Below are 21,171 nucleotides of genomic sequence, written 5' to 3' on the forward strand. Positions count from 1 at the left end.
GAGCAGGTCGGCATCTCCCAGATGCACGTCAGCCGCCTGCTCACCAAGGCCCTGACCAAGCTCCGCGGCCAGCTCGCCGCCGACAGCATCTGACCACTCAGCTACGAGAGCGCCAAGCGCTGAGCGCGTACCGGCCGTACAGTTGCGGCGTGATCGAGAACGAGTGGGTGCGCCATGCCGTGTGGTGGCAGGTGTATCCCCTCGGCTTCGCCGGTGCGTACCCCGAGCACGACAACGGCGGCCTCCGGCGGCTCGATGCCTGGCTCGACTACGCCATCGAGCTGGGCGCCTCAGGGCTGCTGCTCGGGCCGATCTTCGCCGCCGAGACGCACGGCTACGACACCGTCGACCATCTCCGTATCGACCCGCGGCTCGGTGACGACAGCGACTTCGACGCGCTGATCGCAGCCGCACACGAGCGGGGCCTGCGGGTCGTCCTGGACGGGGTCTTCAACCACGTGGGGCGCGGGCACCCCGCGTTCCAGGACGTGCTGGCCCACGGCGAGGCCGCCGCCACCGCCCGCTGGTTCCGCCGGCGCGGCGCGGACGGGTTCGTGACCTTCGAGGGGCACGACGCCCTGGTCACGCTCAACCATCTGGAGCCGGCCGTCGCCGACTACGTCGTCGAGGTCATGACGCACTGGTTGCGGCGCGGCGCCGACGGGTGGCGGCTGGACGCCGCGTATGCCGTACCGCCGTCGTTCTGGGCGAAGGTGCTCCCCCGGGTCCGGGCCGAGTTCCCGGAGGCGTACGTCTTCGGCGAGGTGATCCACGGCGACTACCCGGCCGTGGTGGAGCAGTCCACGCTGGACTCGGTGACCCAGTACGAGCTGTGGAAGGCGATCTGGAGCTCGCTCGAGTCGGCCAACTTCTTCGAGCTCAGCTGGGCCCTGGAACGGCACAACGACTTCCTCGGCACCTTCGTGCCGCAGACGTTCGTCGGCAACCACGACGTGACCCGGCTGGCCAGCAGGCTCAGCGACGAACGACTCGTGCCGCTCGCCGTGGCGGTGCTCCTGACCGTCGGCGGTACGCCGAGCATCTACTCCGGCGACGAGCAGGGCTTCCGCGGCGTGAAGGAGGACCGCGCCGCCGGCGATGACGCGGTGCGCCCGCCGTTCCCGGCCACGCCCGCCGGGCTCGTCCCGTACGGGCGGCCGTTGCTCCGCGTCCACCAGGAGCTGATCGCCCTGCGGCGGCGCAACGCCTGGCTGCACCGGGCCCGTACGCGCACCCTGCACCTGACCAACGAGCAGTTCGTCTACCAGGCGTACGACGGCGACAACAGCCTCGTCATGGCCCTCAACGCCGCGAAGGAGCCCGCCGTGGTGCCGGCCCCGTCCGGCGGCACCGTGGAGCTCGCGCCGCAGAGCTGGTCGGTCCTGACCTAGCGGCGCGGCGAGGGAAGCGCCCGGGCGACGTCGCCGTTCGCGGGGCCGAACGAGGTCAGGAACCGGTCGCGGAACTGGTTCATCGGCCACACCGGGGCGGCGGGCCCCGGCTTGAGCCCGTCGGTCCAGTTCCAGTCGGCGACCCGATCCAGCACCGCCTTGTCCTTGGCGACGATGGTGATGGGTACGTCGTGGGTGGCGCTTTCGCCGACCACGATCGGCGCCGGCTGGTGGTCACCGAGGAAGACCATGACGGTGTTCTCGTCGCCGTACTTCTCCAGGTACGAGATGATCGACGTCAGCGTGTACTGGATCGACCGGCTGTACTCGCGCTGGACCTTGGCCGGGTCCTTCCAGATCGAGCCGGGCTTCTTGGCGTCCGCCTTGATCTGCTCGTAGACCGCACCGTCGCCGACGTCCTTCCAGTCGATGAAGGTCGGGATCGGCGCCCAGGGCGTGTGGCTCGACACCAGCGGCATCTCGACGAACAGGGGCCTGTGCGCCGGGGCGTGCACGTTCTTCTCGAACCAGGAGAGCGTGTACTGGTCCGGCAACGGCCCCCAGCCGAACCTGGGGCCGGCGTAGCCGGTGTTGCGGGAGTCGTACACCCGGTCGTAGCCGTAGAAGTCACCCTCCGGCCAGGCCCGGGTGGTGCCCGGCATGACGCTCATGGTGTCGAAGCCGGCCTTCTTGAAGAGGCTGGTCAGCGTGAGCCGATCGCTGGACGTGAGGTTGCGGTAGCGCTTCTGGTTGTTGATCCACACCCCGGACAGCAGCGTCGAGTGGGCCAGCCAGCTGCCGCCGCCGAAGGTCGGCGAGCCGAGCCAGCCGCTCTTGGCCGCGAAGCCCGCCTTGGCGAGTGTCGCCGTCCCCTCGTCGAGCACCTTGACCGTGCCGGGGTTCAACACCGGGTTCTCGACGGCGGAGCGGCCGTAGCTCTCCACGAAGGTGACCATGACGTCCTTGCCGCGCAGCCCGGTGAGCAGCTGGTCCGCGGGGGTGGCCGCGAAGGCGTCGACCCGTACCTCGCGGGCGAACTTCTTCTCGTCGTTGAACCCGGCCTTCACCGAGTGGGCACGGTCCCAGGCGTACAGGGCGCTGCTGCGGGCCGCCACCGGGATGTTGTTGAACAGCTGGACGCCGAGCACCATGCAGACGACCCAGACGGCCGTGCCGGCGAGCGCGGTCCGGGCGGTGACCCGGCGGTGCTGCCCGGCCACCTTCGCGATCCGCATCGCGGCCAGCGTCATCAGGGTCACCACGGCGAGGACCAGGACGATCACGCCGATCAGCGCGCCGGTCGCGCCGGCGTCGCCGACGGAGCCCTTGAGGAATTCGCGGGCGTCGTCGAGGAGCACCCAGTCGAGCACCGGGTCGAAGGGCCGCACCAGGACCGCGTAGAAGCCCATGTCGAGGCACTTCTCGACGGTCAGCAACCCGAGTCCCGCCCCGAGCACCCCGGCCAGGACCCGCCGCCACCGCCCGGGCAGCAGGAGCAGCAGCCCGACCGCGACGAATCCTTCGATCGGCAGGCGCAAGTAGGTGCCCGGCCGCTCGAACCGGCTGAGCACGTTCGGCAGGATCAGCGCGGCGAAGACCAGCACGATCGCGCCCACGGTGAGCGCCCGGCTGGCGATCCGGCGCACGCGACCGGGAGGCGCGGACGCTTCCTCCGCACCCGCCTGCTCGAAGGAAACCTCCACGGTTCCGGTCTGCGAAGGCTCGGTCGCCGGCTCCGGTGCCGCCGCGGGGGCGGGGGCGGAGCGGCGCAAGCGGGCGGCGAGCGCTTCGCGGATGGAAACAGACAAGACGTGGCCCTCCTCCGGGACGTTCCCGAGTGAGGAACGGATCTCGGGCGCAAGCAGTTCAATGCCGTTCATCACCCCGCCGGCGAAGATCGGGTTGACACATCGGATCGGGTCGATACAAGCTGAGCTTCGACATGGCCTGACATCGATGTCATCAAGGGGACTCGCATGCTCGGACGCCGTACCGTCGCCGCCCTCGCCGGGGCGGTCCTGACCGTGCCGATTTCCGTCGCCGCGCAGGCCGCGGCCCTGCCGCCCCTCGTCGCGGAGCCGGCGGCGTACGTCAACCCGCTCATCGGCAGCACGAACCTGGGCAACACCTACCCGGGCGCGGTCACCCCGTTCGGCATGCTGGCGTGGAGCCCGCAGACGTCGCGCGGCAACCAGCTCTCGACCCCGGCGCCGGGCGGCTACCAGTACACGGCCACCCGGATCCGCGGACTCAGCCTGACCCACCTCAGCGGGGTGGGATGTTCCGGGGCGAACGGTGACATCCCGATCATGCCGCACGTCGGGGACGTGCCGACCTCGCCGACCGCGGACGCCACCGACGCCGTGTACGCCAGCACGTTCTCGCACGCCAACGAGGTCGCGAAGCCGGGCTACTACAAGGTCGGGCTGGACAGCGGCGCGGCTGCCGAGCTGACGGCCACGCCGCGTACCGGTTTCGGCAAGTTCACGTTCCCCGCCGACAAAGCGGCCAGCCTGCTGTTCCGTACGTCGTTGTCGGAGACCGGCAGCGAGGACGCGACGGTCCACGTCGACCCGGCCACCCGTACGGTCACCGGCTCGGTGAGCGCCGGCAACTTCTGCGGGCCGCAGAGCACCGACAACTCGCACGCGTACTACACGCTGCACTTCACCGCGAAGCTGGACCAGCCGTTCGCGGCCACCGGCACGTGGACGGACACGACCCTCACCCCGGGCGGCACCGAGGCGCGGGGCGGCAGTGGATACAGCAGCACGGGACGCCCGAACGCCAACAAGGGTTCCGGCGGATACGTCACCTTCGCCCCCGGCACCACGAGCGTGACGATGCGCGTGGCGATCTCGTACGTGAGCCTCGCTGGCGCGGAGAAGAACCTGGCGGCCGAGTCCCCGGACCGGCTCAGCTTCGGCGCGATCCAGGCCGGCGCCCGCGCCGCGTGGTCCGCCCGGCTGAAGAAGATCGGCATCGGCGGCGGCACCGAGGACCAGAAGACGACGTTCTACACGGCGCTCTACCACTCCATGCTGGAACCGACCCTAACCAGCGACGTGGACGGCGGCTACTACGGCGCCGACGGCGAAATCCACACGTTGTCCACAGGACAGAAGGCGCAATACGGGACATTCTCGGGCTGGGATGTGTACCGCGCCCAGGTGCAGCTGCTCGCCCTGCTCGACCCGAAGATGGCGAGCGACTACGCGCAGAGCCTCTACAACTACGCCACCCAGCGCGACGGCGAGTGGGACCGCTGGCTGCTCCAGCACGGCAAGACAGCCGTCATGTCCGGCGACCCGTCGGCGGCGGCGGTGGCCGGCATGTACGCGTTCGGCGCCCGCGACTTCGACGTGCGGGGCGCGTACGACTCCCTGGTCCACGCGGCGACCGTCCCCACCGCCAACGACTCCAGCGACACCGGCTGCAACGTCGAGTGCGTGGGCCAGCGCCCGGCCCTCGACAAGTACCTGGCGCTCGGCTACGTCCCCGCGGACGACTGCCACTGCTGGGGCGGCGCGGCCGAGACGCTCGAGGACGCCGCGGCCGACTACGGCATCGCCCAGCTCGCCAAGGGGCTCGGCGCCGACGACGACCACGCCGAGTTCCTGCGGCGGTCGCACAACTGGCGCAACGTCTTCGACGAGAACGCCAAGGCCGACCCCGGGCTCGAGCACAACGTCCGCGAGCGGATCACCGAGATCCAGGCGAGCGGCGAGAACGCCCCGTGGGAGGGCAAGGCCCAGGCGTTCGACGGCGACAAGGGCACCAAGTGGCTCACCTTCGCCACCACCGGCTGGGTACAGGCGAAACTCAGTTCCCCGCTGAGCGTGAACCGGTACGCCCTGACCTCCGCAAACGACGTACCCGAGCGCGACCCGAAGAACTGGGAGCTGCAGGGCTCGGCCGACGGCACCACCTGGACGACTGTCGACACCCGGGCGGATCAGAGCTTCGACAAGCGCGGCCAGACGAAGGAGTACGAGGTCGCGGACCCGAAGCCGTATGCGTACTACCGGCTGAACGTCACCGCCAACGGGGGCGCGCCCATCGTGCAGCTCGCCGAGCTGGAACTGGCCGACCCGGCCGTACCGACCCCGGTGCCGGCGGACGGCGCGGCGGTCGGCTGGATGCGCGACCGCTACAGCGACGGCACCTGGGCCGCGGGCTTCAGCCCGTCGACCGGCACCGGCTTCGTCGAGGGCAGCAGCGCGCAGTACACCTGGATGGTCTACTCCGACGTGGTGACGCTGGCGCAGAAGATGGGCGGGAACAAGACCGCCGTCGAGCGGCTGGACGCGTTCTTCGGCAACCCGGACGGCACGTTCGACCTGAGCGCCACCAAGAGCACGAGGTTCGACGCCACCAACGAGCCCGACATCCAGACGCCGTACCTCTACAACTACCTCGGGGCCGCGTACAAGACGCAGGAGACGGTCCGGGCGATCATCGACGGCAAGTGGAGCAACGGCACCGGCGGCATCCCGGGCAACGACGACGCCGGCACGATGAGCGCCTGGTACGTCTTCTCCGCCCTGGGCCTCTACCCCACCGTGCCGACCCGCGCCGAGCTGGTCCTCACCAGCCCGCTCTTCCCCCGCGCGGTGGTGCACCTGGGCAGCGGCAAGGACCTGGTGATCGAGGCGCCGCGGACCGACGCCAAGGCGATCTACGTCCAGAAGCTGACGGTGGACGGCAGGTCCACGACCAAGGGATGGCTACCGGCGTCGGCCGTCGCTGCGGGCGGCAAGCTGACCTACACCCTCGCCACGACGCCCAGCCTCACCTGGGGCAGCGGTCCGGGTGACGTACCCCCGCAGAATTAGGTTGCATTCCCCGCGGAAGCGGGACAAGTGGTGCCCCGGCGAGGGATCGTCGGGGCACACCCGTGTTTGCGGGTCCGACTGGCGGATACGGTGTGACGTCGTAGCCGCCGGCCCGACACCGACGACGGGAGCCTCTCGAGCCCATGCCGCCGCCCGACGATCTGCCGAGCTTCCTGCACGGAGTCGCCCCGATCCTGGACCGATGGGGCTACCTGGCGGTGGCCGGCGTCATCGGGGTGGAGAGCTTCGGGGTGCCCGCGCCCGGTCAGACGATCATGGTGGCCGCGGCGATCTACTCGAGCTGGGGCCGGCTGGACATCTTCGCGGTCGCCGCGATCTCGTTCGTGGCGGCGGTCCTCGGCGACAACATCGGCTACTGGATCGGCGTCCGCGGCGGCCGCAGGGCCGTGCACCGCTTCGGCAAGTACATCTTCATCACCCCCCCGCGGCTCGAACGCGCCGAGAAATTCTTCGCCCGCCGCGGCAACAGAATCGTCCTCGTGGCCCGCTTCATCGACGGGCTGCGGCAGCTCAACGGCGTGATCGCCGGCCTCACAGCGATGCCCTGGCGCACCTTCCTGATCTACAACGCCATCGGCGCGGCGCTGTGGGTGGGCTGGTGGACCACGATCGCCTACCTGCTCGGCACCCACCTCGTCGAGATCATCGACCAGGCCCACCATTACAAATGGTGGGCGATCGCGGCGATCGTCCTCGCCGTCGGCGCGTACGCCTACCTGCACCTGCGCCACATCCGCAAGCGCCGGGCGCGCAGCGCGGACACAGTGCAGGAGGAGTCACAGGCTTGACCGTTCCCCCTTCCGGGTAGGGCTAAGGCATGACCGGATGGGAGTGATAGTCGTGACTACAACGGCCAAGCCACTTGACCGCCGCCGGGACAAGGCGGGCGCCACCGGAGCCGCCGCCGAAAAGGCGCGGGCGGCCGTCACCGACCTCGACAACCAGCTCAAGACGATCGCCGGCCTCACCGAGGAGCAGCAGCTCTCGCTGCGCCGGGCCACCGACGAGGCGGCGCGCCTCAAGCGCTCGCTGAAGGCGGCCGGCAAGCGCCGCGCCGAACTGACAAAGCAACGCAAGAAGGCCGTCGCCCGCGCCGAGAAGGCGAAGGAGCGGGCCCGGGCGGCCGAGGCGAAGTACGACAAGGAACTACTCGCCGACATGGTCCGCCGCGAGAAGGAACGCGACCGGAACCAGACTGCGAATTCCTGACTTCTTTTCCGGTACGGGCGCCGGCGCGGCCAACCGCAACACCGGCGCCCTCACCTCACGGCCGGCGACGGCCGCTGCCTGGCTCAGGTTCCCGTCGCGGTCCCGCCCTGCGTGACCCCACCCTGGGCGCCGCCCTGCGTGCTTGATCCCGACGCCAGTTCCGAGTCCGTGACCGTCGTAGCGGTCGCGGTGTCCCCCGACGTTCTCGCCACCACACGAACCGTGTGCCCCTCCGACACCTCCGCGATCTGATCGGCGCCGTTGTCGACCGACGTCGCGCTGTTGACCACGTACGTCCTGCTGTAGCCGTCGGCGCTCTTCACGGTGAGGGACGTCGCGCTGACCTTGGACACCGTGCCCGTCTGGGTCTCCTGCGTCACGTAACCGCCGCTGCCGTCGGAGACCACGTACGTGCCGTGCAGCGCGCCGGCCATGCCGCCCCCACGGCCACCTCCGGCGAACTGCCCCCGGCCGCCGTCCGGCACCCCGCCGGGCACACCTTGCCCACCCGGTGCGGCGGCCGCCGCGGCACCGTTGCCGCCACTGTCGCTGTCGCCCCCGGAGCCGACCACCGCGGCGGTCACCCCGGCGGTCGCCACGACCGCGGCCACGATCGCACCGGCGACCGCGAGCTTGCCCTTGGCTCCTCCTCCCCCGGCCGGCCCCGAGCCCTCCGGCCCGGCGGCGGGAGGCCCCCACTCGGGCGGCGCCCCCGAACCGTCACCGGACGCCAGCACCGCCGACCAGGAAGGAGCGACAGGCACAGCGACCCCCGCCCCCGTCGCCGGCGCCACGCCCACGGGCGTCGCGGGCCCGGTCGCCGTCGCGGGGTCGGTGGCCGGTGGCCGGGCGATCACCGGATGGGCGTCGATCACCGTGGGGTCGTCTGCCGGCCCGGGCTGCGGCGTACCCGCGCCGGTGGGACGGAAGGCGTCGGTCGGGCGGTCGTGAACGGACATCGGTGCGGGTCTCCTCGGTCGGCGGATCAGCTACCGGCGAGCCTGGCCGTGCGGCCTGTGCGGGGCCTGTGCGTTTGCCAGGCGGCGGGTGTGACCCCGGCGCGGGCGGCCATAATCGTGCGTATGACCACGATGGAGCGGTTCGCATTCGCCGGGCGTACGTGTGTGATCACCGGGGCGGCGAGCGGCATCGGTGCCGCGCTCACGCTCGACCTGGCCCGGCGGCGGGCCGTGCTCGCGCTGGTGGACAAGGACGCCGACGGGCTGGCCCGGGTCGCCGCGCTCGCCCGGGAGCTCGGGGCCAAGGACGTCAGCACGTACGTGGTGGATCTCTCCGACGGCGGTGACCGGCTGGACCTGGCCGCCGAGGTGGCCGCCCGGCACGGTGGCACCGATCTGCTGATCAATAACGCCGGGGTGGCGCTGAGCGGCACCTTCGAGCAGGTAAGCATCAAGGACTTCGACTGGCTGATGGAGATCAACCTGCACGCCGTGGTGCGGATGACCAAGTCGTTCCTGCCGCAGCTGCTCGACCGCCGCGGCTCGCACATCGTGACCATCTCCAGCCTCTTCGGGCTCATCGCGCCGCCGGCCCAGGTCGCGTACGCCACCAGCAAGTTCGGCGTCCGCGGCTTCTCCGAGGCGCTGCGGCACGAGCTGGCCGGGCGGGTCGGGCTGACCGTCGTGCACCCCGGCGGTGTCCGTACCAATATCGCCGTGAACGCCCGGATCAGCGGCCCGGACCTCGACCGCGAGCAGGCCGAGCAGGCCCGGCGGTTCACCGAGCGGGCGCTGACGCTGCCGCCGGAGGAGGCGGCGAAGCAGATCATCGCCGCGATCCAGGCGCGCAAGCCGCGCCTGGTGATCACCAGGGCGGCGAAGGCGGCCGACCTGTTGGCCCGGGTCGTGCCCGGCCGCTACTGGTCCGTCATCGCGCGCGGGCTGCGCGACAGGCTGTAGGGGCCGTGTCGGCGCCATGTCGGCGCCGTGTCAGCGGGGCCGCGCACGCTGGGCGGCATGACAGATCTCGTGATCGAGGCCGAGGGCCTCGTGAAGCGCTTCGGCGAAACCAGGGCGCTGCAGGGCGTCGACCTGGCCGTGCCGCGCGGAACGGTCCTCGGCGTGCTCGGACCCAACGGCGCGGGCAAGACCACCGCCGTCCGCATCCTCTCCACCCTGCTCGTACCCGACGCGGGCAGCGCCCGGATCGGCGGGTTCGACGTCGTCCGAGACGCCGAGCGGGTCCGCCAGGCGATCGGCCTCACCGGCCAGTACGCGTCGGTGGACGAGGACCTCACCGGCCGGCAGAACCTCGAGCTGTTCGGCAAGCTGCTGGACCTGGGCCGCGCGGGTGCCCGGCGGCGGGCCGCGGAGCTGCTCGAGTGGTTCGACCTGACCGACGCGGCGGACCGGATGGCCAAGACTTACTCGGGCGGCATGCGACGGCGCCTCGACCTGGCCGCGAGCCTGGTCGGCTCGCCCGACGTGATCTTCCTGGACGAGCCGACGACCGGGCTGGACCCGGCCAAGCGCGAGGACATGTGGGACGTGGTCCGCACGCTCGTCGCCGGCGGCTCGACCGTCCTGCTCACCACGCAGTACCTGGAGGAGGCCGACGCGATCACCGTGATCGATCACGGCCGCGTCATCGCCCACGACACCCCGGACGGCCTCAAGCGGGTGGTGGGCGGCCAGACCCTCGAGGTACGCCCATCGCACCCGGCCGATCGGGAGCGCACCGCGGCCATCCTCTCCGAGGTCTCGTCGGGCGCGGTGGCCGACGAGATCCGCAAGGGGGTGCTCGCCGTACCGGTCACCGACGACGCGGCGCTGACCGAGGCCGTCGCCCGGCTGTCGGCGGCGGGGATCGCGGTCACCGAGCTCTCCCTGCACCTCCCCAGCCTCGACGAGGTGTTCTTCACTCTCACCGCCAAGGAAGAGGTGCCGGCATGACCACTCTCGTTCGGGAACCCCGTAAACCTGCCTCGTTGCGCCCGGTGGCGGCGACACCGCATCCACGCCCGCTGCGCCTGTTGCGGCATTCGCTCGCGCTGACCAAGCGCAGCCTGATCAAGACCTGGCGTACGCCCGAGGCGCTCATCGACGTGTCCCTGCAGCCGGTCCTGTTCCTGGTCATCTTCGTGTACGTCTTCGGCGGCGCGGTCGCCGGCTCGACCCACGACTACCTGCAGTTCCTGCTGCCGGGCATCCTCGCGCAGACGATCGCCACCGGCTGCATCGCGATCGGCGTCAACCTCAATACCGACCTGGAGAAGGGCATCTTCGACCGGTTCCGGTCGCTGCCGGTGCCCCGCTCGGCGCCCCTGCTCGGCGCGGTGCTGGGCGACATCGTGCGGTACGCGATCGTCACCGTGGTGACGGTCGGCTTCGGCTACATCCTGGGCTTCCGCATCACCACCGATCCGTTGAGCGCGCTCGCGGGCGGGCTGCTGGCGATCCTGTTCGCGCTCTGCCTGAGCTGGCTGCCGGTTTTCGTGGCGATGAAGGTCCGTACGCCCGGCGCCGTCCAGGGCCTGATGTTCGCCCTGATCATGCCGTTGAGCTTCGCGTCCAACGTCTTCGTCGGCACCGGCACCCTCCCGGGCTGGATGCAGGGATTCGTGAAGGTCAATCCCCTGACGCATCTCGTCGGGGCGGTCCGCGGGCTGTTCCTCGGCACGCCTCTCGAGAATCACGTGTGGTGGACCCTCGCGTGGTGCGCGGGATTCGTGGTGGTGTTCATGCCGCTGGCGCTGCGGGCGTACCGGAAAAAGGTCTGACTCCCACACTTTGGCCGGTTCTTGACAGCTTTGGGCCGCAGGTGGAGCCTGTATCCGTTTGATGCCCGGGTGCCCAGTTGACGGCACTCGTGGCACCGGGGTCCTCCTGCGGCCTCCGTCGATGAACGCAACCGCCGCCGACGGTTGCGTGGGTGATTGCGCCCAAAAGCCATTTGAGCCCTATCAACGTCAACATCGCATTAAATGAGTTTCTATCGATGGAACTGCTGATTGGGCCCTGGGCGAGCGGGCAAAGGGCGGCCTGACAGACGATCGTCGATGGAAGGATGGGACATGCGACCGAACACGTTCACCCGGGCCCTGCTCGCCGGCGCACTCGCGCTCTCCGCCGTGGTGGCCACAGGCGCCTCCGCCACCGCAGCACCGGCTCAGGCTCCCGCGGCACCCCGGTCCGCGGCGGGCACGATGACCTCCCAGGTCACCGGCACCTTCACCGACGCCCTCGGCGGCGCCGGCGCGGTGACCGGCACGTTCACCCCGACCCGCTTCGTGGCCCAGGGCGACCGGCTGCTCGCGACCGGCACCCTGCACAGCATCCTGACCGACTCGGCCGGCACCCAGGTCGGCGCGACGGACACCACCGTCACCATGCCCGTCCAGCTGCCTGCGGGCGGCGTGGGTGCGCAGGCCGTCTGCCCGATCCTCGACCTGACGCTCGGCCCGCTGGACCTCGACCTGCTCGGCCTTCAGGTGCACCTGAACCGGGTCGTGCTCGTCATCACCGCGGTGTCCGGCCCGGGCAACCTGCTCGGCAACCTGCTCTGCGCGATCGTCGGCCTGCTCGACGGCGGCCTGCCCCTGCCGCTGCCGCTGATCGCGAACCTGCTCAACCAGGTCCTGGCGCTGCTCTCGCTGTGACCGGCGGATGATCCGTCAACCGTCCGCGAGCAACCGGTCCATCACCTCATGGATCCGCGCGACGGTGACGGCGACGGGCTCCTCGCTGAGCCCGTCGAGCAAGGCACGGCGGCGGTCCTCGTCCCCGAGGGCCGCCGCCAACCGGCCGCCGAAGCCCGGCGGGACCAAGTTGATCACCGTGGCGCCGACCCGGGTGGACAGGGCCCACAGCTCACGGGCGCCCGCCTCGTCCCCGCGATACGCAGCGAGCGCGGCCCCGCCGATGCCCCAGGAACCGGAGAGCGGAATGTCCCGTGCGGACAGCGTCTCCTCCCGGCACTGCGCAAGCAGCGTGGCGGCAGACGCATCGGCGTGCTCCACCGGATGTTCTGCGGCGACGGTCAGGTACAGCACCGCGGCGGCCACCCGGAACATGACCCGGGGGTGCGGCATCGGCCCCGACACCTCGGCGGTCATCCGCACCAGCGCGTCGGCGTAGGCGAGGGTGCCCGGCACATCCCGCCGGTGCCAGGCCAGATGCGCGAGCCCCAGGTACGCCTGAGCCGCGTCACCCACCTCGGCCTGCGGGGACATCGCCGTTTCGTGCAGGCGCCGCTCGGCCTCGACGTCGCCGTCCACCGCCAGCCGGGCGTCGAGCACCACGCGGATCGACCGGGCGTCCTGCGCCGCACCGACCAGCTCCATGTGGCGTACGCTGCGCGCCAACCAGGTGACCGCGGTGTCGCGCTGCGAGGAGTACGAGTGGCCGACGGCCTGCGCCGACATCGCCATTCCCCAGTGGTCTCCCGCGGCTTCGAACAGCGCGTACGCACTCTCCGCATCGGCCACCGAGACCTCGGGCATCCCGCCGTTCTCCCGCATCACCGCCCGCGTGAAGTAGCCGAGCGCCCGCACGTACGGGTCGGGGTGGGCGATCAGCTTCTCCGCGCCGCGCAGGCTCTCCTCCGGCTGGATCCGGTCGAACGCGGGCAGCTCCTCGGCCGGCGCCGCGTACCGCGGTGAAACGTCCGCGGACCGTTCCGCCATCAGCAGGCGCAGCGCGCGCCGGGCCAGCACGGTCAGCCGGACCGGACCGGTGATGCCGCCGTTGATGCCGGTGAGGATGAGGACCTGGGCGAGGCGGTCCGCGTCCGGCAGGGGCCGACCGCTCCCGCGGCCGTTGGCGATCGCCGAGCGGCTGCGTGCCACCGGGTCGTCCACCCGCAACAGCAGCAGGCTCCACGCGGACACCTCCAGGTGCAGCCCGCGGACGGCCCACAGCTGGAACACGGTCCCGGCCAGGTCGACCGCGGCCGGCTCGTCCTCGTGGTCCACGGCCCAGCGTAGCGCCGCGACCAGGTTCTCCTGCTCGCGGGCGGTGGCAGCGAGCGTTTCGAGCTGACGCGGTCCGATGTGGTCGGCGGCCAGCTCGACGGCGCGGGACCGGGCCCACGACACCAGGCCGGTCATCGCGGCCGTGCGGTCGCCGAGGCGGGCCTCGCCGTACTCGCGGACGGTCTCCAGCATCCGGTAGCGCGGCGGGCCGCCCTCCCCCTCCTCGAGGGTCAGCAGCGACTGTTCCACCAGGACGGCGAGGCCGCGGCGCACGTCCGGCGTGCCGGCGACCGCGGCGGCCGCCTCGGCGGTGAACGGGGCCGGGATCACCGACAGTCGCTGGAGCAGGTCGCGTTCGGCCGGCGCGAGCAGCTCCCGGCTCCAGTCCACCATGGCCCACAAGCTGGCGTGCCGCTCGGGCAGCCCGCGCAGCGCGTCGTCGAGCAGCGCGAAGCGATCGGAGAGACCGGCCAGGACGTCGTCGATCGGCATGTGCCGCAGGCGTGCGGCGGCCAGCTCCAGGGCGAGCGGGAGGTTGTCGAGCCGGTGGCAGAGGGCCAGCGCGCGGTCCTCGTCCCAGGTGGGCGGGGCGCCGCCGGCCCGGGCCCGGGTCTCGAGCAGGTCCAGTGCCTCCGCGTCGGGCAGGGTCGCGAGCCGGTGCACCAGCTCCCCGACCAGCCCCAGCGGGGCCCGGCTGGTGGCCAGGACCGCGAGGTCGTCGGCGGCGGCCGCCAGCAGATCGGCGACGACGGTGGCCGCCGCGTCCAGGACGTGTTCGCAGTTGTCGAGGACGACCAGGCCGTCGACCTCACCCGCGACCACGCGGAGCCGCTCCTGCGGGGTGAGCACCCGCCGTTCGACGCTCATGCCCGGGGTGCCGCCGGCCGTCTCCGCCCCGCCCAGCGCCGCGAGGACCACGGGCAGCACTTCGCCGGGCGTACGCACGCCGGCGAGCTCGATCACCCGGACGGCGCCGGACGCCCGGCGGGCCACCTCGGCGGCGAGCCGGGTCTTGCCCGCCCCACCGGTCGCCACGAGGGTGACCAGCGCCGCCTCGGTCAGCTCGCGGGTCACGGCCGCCACGTCCGCCTCGCGACCGACGAGCGCGGTGCCGGGCCGCCGCCAGGAGCCGGGCATCGTCACCCGGGCCGCGCGGCGGGGCCGCGATCCGCGCGTCAGCTCGCCGCGCAGCAGGGCCAGGTGCACGGCCGCGATGACCGGGGAGGGGTCGGTGCCGTACCGGTCGGCCAGCTCGGCGCGGAGCCGCTCCACCACCTCCAGCGCCTCGGCGTCGCGGCCCTGCGCGGCGAGCACCTGCACCAACAGGGCCGCGGCCGGCTCGTCCGGCGGGGTACGGGCGACCAGCAGGCGCAGGTCGGCCTCGTCGTACGACCCGGCACCGGCGAGCGCCGCCTCGGCCCGTACGGCGGCGACGTCGCCGAACAGCCGGGCGGCGTCGGCGTCCACCAGCTCGGGAAGCTCCGGGAACAGGGCCCGGGCGGCGTCGGCTTCGCCGCGGGCGAGCTTCGGGTCACCGGCCTTCAGTGCGGCCCGCGCCCGGTCCGCGAGGCCGCGGGCGGCGACGACGTCGGTCTCGACCTGGTCGGCCGGCACCCGGTAACCGCCGGGCCCGGCCACGACCGGCACCCCCAGCCGGCGTACGCGGGAGATCAGCGCCTGCACGGCCCCACCCGCGTCGTCCGGCGGGTCGCCCTGCCAGACGGCGTCGATCAGCCCGGCCGGGGAGACGGCCCGCCCGCGCGCGCCGACGAGCTCGCGGATCACCGCGGCGAGGCGCTCGCCCCGCACCGGTTGTCCGTCGACGGCCAGCGGGCCGAGCGTCGTGATCCGCACTGGTCAGTTATAGCCTCCGGGCGCGAAGCCCCGGCGGTCAGTCGAAGGACGCGTACCGCTTGCGGTTCTGGCCGCCGATGGTGGTGAAGTCGCCGCCCGCACCGAGCGCACCACGGTTGCGGTCCACGACCAGCGTACGGACCCCGATGACCCCGTTGGCCTGCGGCGCCCAGCCGGTCAGCGCCCCGCCGCCGGTGACCGCGGCGAGCTTGACCCGCGGCACCGAGCCGTCGGTGCAGGTGCCGTGCGCACCGTTGTTGACGGTGGTGCAGGCCCGGTCGAAGTGGCCGCCGACGTAGATCGTCCCGCCCAGCGAGGCGACCGCGACCGCGTCACCGTCGAACACCCGCTGCCAGCGCATCGCCCCGCCGCCGCTGTACGCGATGACCCGGCCGCCCTGGCCGCCGGTGGCCACGTACACGCCGGCGGAGTCGGTCGTGAGCCCGTTGACCTGGGCCGGCGCCGTGGGCAGGAAGCCCCGGTCGACCGCGCCGCCGGCCGGGCTCACCGCGGCGATCCGCAGCGTCCGGCTGACGCCGTTGACCTGGTGGAACGCGCCGCCCAGGTAGACCCGGGAGCTGGTCACCCCGAGGGCGTGCACCGAGTCGTCCGCGCTGGGCCGCCAGCCGCCGTCCAGGGCACCGCTGGACAGCGAGAAGGCGGCGGCGTTGTGCCGGCTGCTGCCGTCGATCGCGCTGAAGCTGCCACCCGCGTAGAGCCGGCCGTTGCCGACGGCGAGGGCGTACGGGGCACCACTCACCCGGTGCGAGAACGAGCCGACGGATCCGGAGCCGGCGTCGATGCGGGCGAGATTGTCGCGGGCCACACCGGAGACGCGGGTGAAGGCGCCGCCCGCGTACACCGAGGAGCCGCTGACGGCGAGGGCCATCACCGTGCTGTTGGCCCCGGGCGACCAGGACAGCAGGGTCCCCGAGCCGGCGTCGAACGCGGCGAGCCGGGCCCGGGCGTAGCTGCGGCCGCCCCACGCGACGCTGGTGAAGGAGCCGCCGACGTAGACCGTGCTGCCGCGGTACGCGATCGCGTACACGGACCCGTTGAACAGCGGGGCCTTCTCGGGGCTCGCGCTGAGGGCTAGGGCCGGGGCAGCACCGGCGGCGGTGACGAGGGTGGTGGCGGCGACGGACGTCAGCAGTGCTCTACGCACAAAGTGGAGAAAACGCACATTTCAATCAACCATCCCGGCTGTGCGAAAGTCGCGCCGCCGCGCCGTCGCGGTCCTCTGCGAACGCCGCGAAAGGCTCTTCCTCGGCGACCAGCTCCTCCTGCCGCGCGTCCGGCGTACGCAGACCCAGTAGGGCGAGCCACTCCACCAGCTGCCGGTGCACCGCGTCGGGGCCGGCGAGCTCGCCCTGCGTGATCTGCCACTCGGCCGGGTGCACGAGCATCGCCTCGGTCTGCCAGCCGCCCAGCCCGCCGTGCGAGCCCACCAGCTCCTCGAAGGCGCAGACCTCGTCGGTGACCGGGTCGACGGCGCTGATCAGCACGAGGTCGCCGACGTGCCGGGACTCCTGGTGGCGCAGCAGGTCCCCGCGCGCCTGCGGGCCGTACGGCAGCAGCGGGTCCTGCCCCTGCACGGTCCCGTCGACCAGCCGGTGCGACCCGGCGGCGCCGTACGCGACCGGCCCGTCGCTCTCCCGCACCACCACCAGGCCGATGCCGGGGTGCCCGGCCAGGCCGCCGACCAGCTGCGGATAGTCGGCGTCGATGCGCTCCCGGTCCAGCCGCTCGGGATGGCGGGTCAGGTAGATCAAGGCGAGGTTGCCGGACGAGACCACCAGCAGCGGCGCGACCGGCCGGCTCGGGAAGTCGGGCTCCCTGGTCGCCTCCTGCTCGGCCGGTGCGGAGGGCGCGTCCGCGGGATCGGGCGCGGAGAAGCGGCCGACCGCCTCGTCGAGGGTCTCGCCGTACCGCTGGCGGAAGGTCGTGCCCTGGCTCTGGCCGTGGTCGGAGAGCACGACCATCCTGTACGCCCGCGCCGCCTCGGGCCGGAGCCGTTCGAGCACCCCGAGCATCCGGTCGAGGCTCTCCAGCTGGCGCATCGACTCGGGGCGGGCCGGGCCGGCGTGGTGCGCCACCTCGTCGTAGTCCACGAGGTCGCAATAGATCACCGGAGCGCCGCGGGCCATCTGCTCGGCGACGAGCGAGACGTTGACGTCGCGCAGCAGCACCGACGCCGGTCGCAGAGCCAGGAAGACGCCGGACCGGCTGACCCGCGGCTGCAGGTTGCGCCGCCGCTGGAGGCGGGCCTGGTGCAGCTCGGTGAGGACCTCGCCGACCCCGAGGACCAGCGCCCGGGTGAAGCCGAACGGGCTGGCCATGAACGCCGCCCAGCCCCGCGCCGAGCGGCCGGGCAGCGCCGCGTGACTCACCGTCAGCAGGTTGGTCACCGCATCACCGGAGAAGGCGTTGCCGATGCTGACGCCGCCGTCGCGCAGCAGGCCCCGGCCGTCGGAGAGGCGGGGCTCGATCACCGCGGCGTCCCGGGGCCGGTTGGAGACCATCAGCTTCCCGGTGCCCTTCTCGTACCAGCGGAAGCCGGGGATCTCCCGCGAGGCGCCGTGCAGGATGCCGGCCTGGGCGGCGGGGGTGGTCGACGGCAGCCCGGTGTGCCAGCCGCACACCGCGTGGGTTCCCGTCCGCAGCCAGCGGCCGATGGTGGGCAGGTTGCCGGCGCGTACGGCCCAGCGCAGCACCGGCTCGCTGACCCCGTCGAGCTGCACGACGAGCAGTCCCGGCTCGGTGCCCGGCGCCGGACGGCGCAGGGTGAGCAGGCGGCCGCCGCCCCGTCGCGCCTGCCGCCGCCGGACCGCCCGCATGAGGCGCCGGGCCTCCTTGAGGAACGTGCCGTCGGTGCCGCTGTCGACCATCCAGTCGATGACCGCCGCGCAGACCACCGCGAGCAGGGCGGCCACGCCGACGGTCGGCCAGCCGCTGAGCCGCTTGGACGGGTCCAGCTCCAGCGCCACCACCATCACGATGACCTGGGCGGCCACGCCGAGCAGCATCGCGCCCCAGCCGCCGAGCGCGGTGACGCCGGCCAGCAGCAGCGGGCGCAGCACCGCGCCGACCACCGCCACCAGGACGACGAGGCCCATGGTGTCGATGACGTCGGTGGCGCGTACGCCCGGCATCAGCCACAACGTGAAGGTCAGCACCACGAACGTCGTCACGCCGTTGCGGACGACCGCCTTCATCCGGTCGAGGACACGCGGCCAGGCGAACAGCGCGCGCAGCTCGGCGCGCCGTGTCCCCCCTGGTTCTACGGCCACGGGAAAACGATCGCACAGCAGGGGCGGACCGTGCTGCCCGCGTCGCGAAGGACACTCACCCGCCCGGCGGAACCCCGGTGTGCCCGCGGGCGTCGGACCGATAGCGTCGATCCCCGTGGAGGGCACTGTGCGTCGTCTCATCCCGTGTGCCGTGTTCGCCGTGCTGCTGGGCGGCTGCGCCCAGCCTCAGGCCCAGCCCCAGCCAGCCGTCGGGGCGGCGGCGCCGGCGACCTGGACGGTCCCCGACAAGTACGCGTTCACCCTCACGTCCGAGTGCGGCGAGCGGGCCCTGCTCGGCACGTTCCGGGTCACCGTCGTGGGTGACGAGGTGACCCGCGCCGAGGGGCTCGACGACGCGGCGCGGCGGGCGCTGATGCTGCGCCTCGCCAACCTCGTGCCCACCCTGCACCAGCTCGAGGCGCAGGCCGAGGCCGCGAAGAAGGACGGCGCCGACGTGGTCGAGGTCGAGCGGGAGCCGTCGGACGCCCATCCGACCCGCATCATGATCGACCGCTCGTCCGCCGCGGAGGACGACGAGGAGTGCTACACGATCCGGGACTACACGATCGGGTTAGCGGCCGAGCCGTCGGCGACGCCTTCGCGGTAGGTTCGCCGGACCTGCGAGGGATGGGGAGGCCCGCGTGCGGGTCGTACCCGTTCTTGTCGCCATGATCGTGCTGCTCGCCGGCTGCTCGTCGCCCGAGCCGCCGGGGCCGGCGGCGTCATCGCCCGGGGCGGCCGCGCCACGGCCGCGGGTCGTCGCCTACTTCACCGACTGGGGCGATTTCCCGGTGCGCAACGTCGACAAGAGCGGCGCGGCGGCCCGGCTCACCCACCTCGTGTACGCCTTCGGCAAGGTCACCGGCGGCGGCTGCACGGCCGGCGACCCCTGGGCCGACTTCGAGAAACCGATCGCGGCGTCCGACAGTGTGGACGGTGCCGCCGACCCGCCCGGGCAGCCCCTACGCGGTAACTTCGGCCAGCTGCGCAAGCTCAAGCAGCGGCACCCGAAGCTGCGCCTACTGTGGTCGTTCGGCGGCTGGACCGGCTCGAAGGGCTTCGCCGAGGCCGCGAAGGATCCCGCCGGCTTCGCGCGCTCGTGCGCCGCGCTGCTGCGCGATCCCCGCTGGGCCGGGCTCTTCGACGGCGTCGACGTGGACTGGGAATACCCGAACGCCTGCGGCTTGGCCTGCGACGACAGCGGTCGGGACGCGCTCGCCGGGCTGCTGTCCGCACTGCGCGCCGAACTCGGACCGGACGCCCTGGTCAGCGCCGCGGTCCCGGCCGACCGGGACAAGCTCACCGCCACCGACTACGCGGCGGCGGCCCGGTCGGCGACCTGGCTGAGCGCCATGACCTACGACTTCTTCGGTACGGGCGACACACCCGGTCCCACCGCGCCACACTCGCCGCTCACGGCGTACCCGGGAATTCCGCGCGAGACCGCGACCACCGACGCAGCGGTCCGCGAACTGATCGGCCTGGGCGTTCCCGGCGAGAAGGTCCTGCTCGGCGTCGGCTTCTACGGCCGGGGCTGGACCGGGGTGACGACGGCGGCGCCCGGCGGCCGCGCGAGCGGGGCGGCCGCGGGCAGCCACGAGAAGGGCATCGAGGACTACGACGTCCTGCGGTCGACCTGCCCCCCGACCGGCACCGCGGGCGGCACGGCCTACGCGCTCTGCCGCGGCCAGTGGTGGAGCTACGACACCCCGGAGACGATCAGGACCAAGATGGCGTACGCCCGCAGCACCGGCCTCGCGGGCGCCTTCGCCTGGGAACTGTCCGGGGACACCCCGGACGCCCGGCTCGTGACCGCGATGGCGGACGGCCTCGCCGGCTAGCCGATCCGGACCCAGACGTCGTCGATGATTCCGTGGAACTGGTCGTTGTCGGCGTAGGCGCCCTTGCCGCCGATGCTCAGCGGCCGGTTGTTGGCGACCGAGAGCTTCGCCGAGACCGTCCGGGTACCCCGCACCACGCCGTCGACCAGCACCACGAGGGTGGTGCCGGCCCGGCGGCACTCGACGGTGTGCCAGCTGCCGTCGGCGACGGAGAGGGAGCTGCGCACGATCTTGATGCCCGGCTGGGCGCCGACCAGCACGCAGCTCGGGCGCCCGGCCTCGCCGTCGATCTGGAGCTTCCACTGGCTGCTCGTGGTCGAGTAGCCCTTCTGCACGATGTTCTGGCCCTCGCTCGTCTGGCTGGGCGCGAGCAGCACCGACGCCCCGTACGAGATCGCCCGCGTGCCCGGGTTCAGGCTCGCCGAGCTGGGGCTCTGCAGCGCGGCATGCGGACAGGTGCCGGTGCACTTCGCCGGGAACCGCAACGCCTGGCCGCTGCGGTGCGGGACCGCCCTGACCGTGCCGCCGTTGCCGGCGATCAGCCGCAGGGTGTGACCGTTGCCGGAGTCGTCGCTGATCCCGCTCGACCGGCCGCCGTCGAGGGCGTACCGGGCGACCACGGTGCCGCTCACCGCAGTGGCCGCCGCGGTCACGGCGGCCGCCACCCGCACCGCCGCGGCGTGCGTGCCGGCCGGTGCGGCCTGCGCACCGGGCGCCGCGGTGACGGCGCCGGCCAGCACGGCGGCGAGGGTCAGGGCGAAGGCGGTACGGCGAGATTCCATGCCCGAATTATTACTT

17 protein-coding genes are annotated in these 21,171 nt (G+C 72.5%); 11 read left to right on the forward strand and 6 right to left on the reverse strand.

The window, feature by feature from the left end:
* Together AB0368_RS04520 and AB0368_RS04525 are read left to right on the forward strand one after the other, a co-directional pair.
* On the forward strand, positions 1 to 93 hold a 93-nt coding region (locus tag AB0368_RS04520), incomplete at its 5' end, for a sigma factor-like helix-turn-helix DNA-binding protein (RefSeq protein WP_366152363.1).
* A 56-nt stretch (positions 94 to 149) separates the two neighbouring features.
* Positions 150 to 1,391 carry an alpha-amylase family protein gene (locus AB0368_RS04525; protein WP_366152392.1) on the forward strand — a complete coding sequence of 414 codons (1,242 nt, stop codon included), beginning with the start codon at positions 150 to 152 and terminating at the stop codon, positions 1,389 to 1,391.
* On the opposite strand, the gene AB0368_RS04530 is transcribed toward AB0368_RS04525, so the two are convergent.
* Positions 1,388 to 3,199, reverse strand: a complete 1,812-nt coding sequence (locus AB0368_RS04530; protein ID WP_366152393.1) for a sulfatase-like hydrolase/transferase — start codon at positions 3,197 to 3,199, stop codon at positions 1,388 to 1,390. The two genes, AB0368_RS04525 and AB0368_RS04530, sit on opposite strands and share 4 nt — an antisense overlap.
* A 168-nt stretch (positions 3,200 to 3,367) precedes the next feature.
* Here AB0368_RS04530 and AB0368_RS04535 point away from each other — a divergent pair, with 168 nt between their 5' ends.
* From AB0368_RS04535 to AB0368_RS04545, 3 genes are all read left to right on the forward strand, one after another.
* A complete protein-coding gene (locus tag AB0368_RS04535; RefSeq protein WP_366152394.1) occupies positions 3,368 to 6,226 on the forward strand; it encodes a GH92 family glycosyl hydrolase in 2,859 nt (952 codons plus the stop codon).
* 143 nt (positions 6,227 to 6,369) lie between these two features.
* Positions 6,370 to 7,035, forward strand: coding sequence for a DedA family protein (locus AB0368_RS04540; protein WP_366152395.1), 666 nt, complete (start codon positions 6,370 to 6,372; stop codon positions 7,033 to 7,035).
* Between the two features lie 52 nt (positions 7,036 to 7,087).
* Positions 7,088 to 7,456, forward strand: coding sequence for a hypothetical protein (locus AB0368_RS04545; RefSeq protein WP_366152396.1), 369 nt, complete (start codon positions 7,088 to 7,090; stop codon positions 7,454 to 7,456).
* Positions 7,457 to 7,539: 83 nt separating this feature from the next.
* On the opposite strand, the gene AB0368_RS04550 is transcribed toward AB0368_RS04545, so the two are convergent.
* Positions 7,540 to 8,415 (reverse strand): hypothetical protein, encoded by an 876-nt coding sequence (locus tag AB0368_RS04550; RefSeq protein WP_366152397.1) that lies wholly within the window; start codon positions 8,413 to 8,415, stop codon positions 7,540 to 7,542.
* A gap of 123 nt (positions 8,416 to 8,538) precedes the next feature.
* On the opposite strand from AB0368_RS04550, the gene AB0368_RS04555 reads away from it, so the two are divergent.
* From AB0368_RS04555 to AB0368_RS04570, 4 genes are all read left to right on the forward strand, one after another.
* Entirely contained in the window at positions 8,539 to 9,375 is an 837-nt protein-coding gene (locus AB0368_RS04555) for an SDR family NAD(P)-dependent oxidoreductase (protein ID WP_366152398.1), read from the forward strand.
* Between the two features lie 57 nt (positions 9,376 to 9,432).
* Complete coding sequence (locus AB0368_RS04560; protein ID WP_366152399.1) at positions 9,433 to 10,368, forward strand: ATP-binding cassette domain-containing protein; 936 nt, start codon at positions 9,433 to 9,435, stop codon at positions 10,366 to 10,368.
* On the forward strand, positions 10,365 to 11,195 hold the full coding sequence (locus AB0368_RS04565; RefSeq protein ID WP_366152400.1) for an ABC transporter permease: 831 nt from the start codon (positions 10,365 to 10,367) through the stop codon (positions 11,193 to 11,195). Before AB0368_RS04560 ends, AB0368_RS04565 begins: the two co-directional genes overlap by 4 nt.
* A 294-nt stretch (positions 11,196 to 11,489) precedes the next feature.
* On the forward strand, positions 11,490 to 12,074 hold the full coding sequence (locus tag AB0368_RS04570) for a hypothetical protein (RefSeq protein WP_366152401.1): 585 nt from the start codon (positions 11,490 to 11,492) through the stop codon (positions 12,072 to 12,074).
* Positions 12,075 to 12,089: 15 nt separating this feature from the next.
* Here the strand turns inward: AB0368_RS04570 and AB0368_RS04575 are convergent, their stop codons facing one another.
* From AB0368_RS04575 to AB0368_RS04585, 3 genes are read right to left on the reverse strand one after another with little or no spacing between them, the layout of a single operon-like run.
* Positions 12,090 to 15,242 (reverse strand): BTAD domain-containing putative transcriptional regulator, encoded by a 3,153-nt coding sequence (locus tag AB0368_RS04575; RefSeq protein ID WP_366152402.1) that lies wholly within the window; start codon positions 15,240 to 15,242, stop codon positions 12,090 to 12,092.
* Between the two features lie 37 nt (positions 15,243 to 15,279).
* On the reverse strand, positions 15,280 to 16,407 hold the full coding sequence (locus AB0368_RS04580; RefSeq protein WP_366152403.1) for a hypothetical protein: 1,128 nt from the start codon (positions 16,405 to 16,407) through the stop codon (positions 15,280 to 15,282).
* Between the two features lie 25 nt (positions 16,408 to 16,432).
* Positions 16,433 to 18,532: an alkaline phosphatase family protein gene (locus AB0368_RS04585; protein WP_366152404.1), complete on the reverse strand. Its 2,100-nt coding sequence runs from the start codon at positions 18,530 to 18,532 to the stop codon at positions 16,433 to 16,435.
* Positions 18,533 to 18,647: 115 nt separating this feature from the next.
* On the opposite strand from AB0368_RS04585, the gene AB0368_RS04590 reads away from it, so the two are divergent.
* Together AB0368_RS04590 and AB0368_RS04595 are read left to right on the forward strand one after the other, a co-directional pair.
* Positions 18,648 to 19,139, forward strand: coding sequence for a DUF6174 domain-containing protein (locus AB0368_RS04590; RefSeq protein WP_366152405.1), 492 nt, complete (start codon positions 18,648 to 18,650; stop codon positions 19,137 to 19,139).
* 34 nt (positions 19,140 to 19,173) lie between these two features.
* A complete protein-coding gene (locus AB0368_RS04595) occupies positions 19,174 to 20,373 on the forward strand; it encodes a glycoside hydrolase family 18 protein (RefSeq protein WP_366152406.1) in 1,200 nt (399 codons plus the stop codon).
* Here the strand turns inward: AB0368_RS04595 and AB0368_RS04600 are convergent.
* The gene (locus AB0368_RS04600) at positions 20,370 to 21,155 is read right to left on the reverse strand and encodes a LamG-like jellyroll fold domain-containing protein (protein WP_366152407.1); all 786 of its coding nucleotides are present in this window, start codon (positions 21,153 to 21,155) and stop codon (positions 20,370 to 20,372) included. The genes AB0368_RS04595 and AB0368_RS04600 overlap by 4 nt on opposite strands.
* Between the last annotated feature and the right edge of the window lie 16 nt (positions 21,156 to 21,171).

Origin of the sequence: Actinoplanes sp. NPDC051475, assembly GCF_040689425.1 — a bacterium.
Classification (GTDB): Bacteria; Actinomycetota; Actinomycetes; order Mycobacteriales; family Micromonosporaceae; genus Actinoplanes.